The organism is Exiguobacterium alkaliphilum 12/1 (assembly GCF_000714435.1).
In the GTDB taxonomy this organism is placed as follows: domain Bacteria; phylum Bacillota; class Bacilli; order Exiguobacteriales; family Exiguobacteriaceae; genus Exiguobacterium; species Exiguobacterium alkaliphilum.
This window is the reverse complement of record NZ_JJMW01000065.1, coordinates 1-1,292: the sequence shown is the minus strand read 5'-3', so window position 1 is coordinate 1,292 and position 1,292 is coordinate 1. Positions and strand designations below refer to the sequence as shown.

Sequence of the window (1,292 nt, the reverse complement as noted above, 5' to 3'; positions counted from 1 at the left end):
TAGACTGACCTAGCTATATGAGACACTAATAAAAACACCTTATTAGGCTGCCACCACACCATATTTTATCGGTGTGAGGTAGCCTAATTTTTCTTGGATACGCTCTTCGTTATAGTAAGTTAAGTAATGGTCCACCCGCTCACGCACTTCATGGTCACTTAACGAGTTGAACTTGACGTACTGGAACTCCTCAGACTTCAAATTCGAATGAAACGATTCAATCACCGCATTATCCCAACAGTTGCCTCTTCGGGACATGCTGCTCGTCAGATGGTTCCTCTTGACCAAATCTTGAAAGGCATATGATGTATAGACACTTCCTTGATCCGAATGGATGATGATCCCTTCGGGATTGTTCCGACTCTCCAACGCCATCTTTAACGTATCGATGACGAGGGGCGTCTGTTGATGCTCGTATAGCTTATAGGCAACGATTTCATTGTTGAATAGGTCGATGATTGTGGAGAGGTACTTCGTCGTGCTCCCGTATTGGATATAGGTGATGTCCGTCACCCACTTCTTATTTGGTTCACTGGCCGTGAAGTCTCGCTTGAGAAGGTCAGGTGCGATGATGATGCTCTCGCCCTGAGACTTCCATTTCCGTTTAGGCTTAATCCGACACTGGAGATGGTGCTTCTGCATGATTCTTTGTACGGTGTTCCGGTTAGCCGCCAATTCATAGGTTTGCTCTAACAGGGCTTTTATCTTTCGATGTCCATATCGATACTTCGTAAGCTTACACACTTCGATGACTGTTTGCTCCAGCACCGAAGGTTGCTTCACCGGTTCTTTGACCCAACGGTAATAGGTTGCCCGTGGCACGTCTAGGACACGTAGGATGGTCGTGACCGTATATTTGCTCTTCAGGCGCTCTACAGTCTTTAACGCTATTTCTTTTTCAACTCTCTTTCGATCTCCATGAATTTTTTTAAGATGTCGTTCTCCGTCTTCAGGTGGGATAGTTGACGCTCTCTCTTGTCATCCTCACTGGCGGAATCAGGACCGAGTCCGTAGGTGTATTGCTTCCCGATGGGCTGGTCAAATCGATAGATTTCATTGGACCGATACCATCTCATCCATGTGTGGATCTGTGATTCGTTTTTGATCCCGTGTTTCTCCATGATCTCTCTAGTCGTCAACTCACCGCTCAGTTTGTCTTTCACCACTGCCCATTTCACTTCACTTGAATATACGTTTTTGCCCACGCAAAAACACCTCCGATGCTAGCACTTTTTTTAAGTGTACCACTGCGAAGGTGTTTTTATATTGTCTCAAAAATTTAGGTTAGCCCA

At 45.4% G+C, this 1,292-nt stretch carries 1 protein-coding gene; it reads right to left on the bottom strand.

Annotated elements, in window-relative coordinates; genetic code table 11:
- Positions 1-42: 42 nt before the first annotated feature.
- Positions 43-1,205 (bottom strand): IS3 family transposase gene (locus RT52_RS17670; protein WP_156028793.1). Its coding sequence is split into 2 segments (ribosomal slippage): positions 43-929 and positions 929-1,205, totalling 1,164 coding nucleotides; the frame shifts between segments, so codons are not numbered across the junction.
- Between the last annotated feature and the right edge of the window lie 87 nt (positions 1,206-1,292).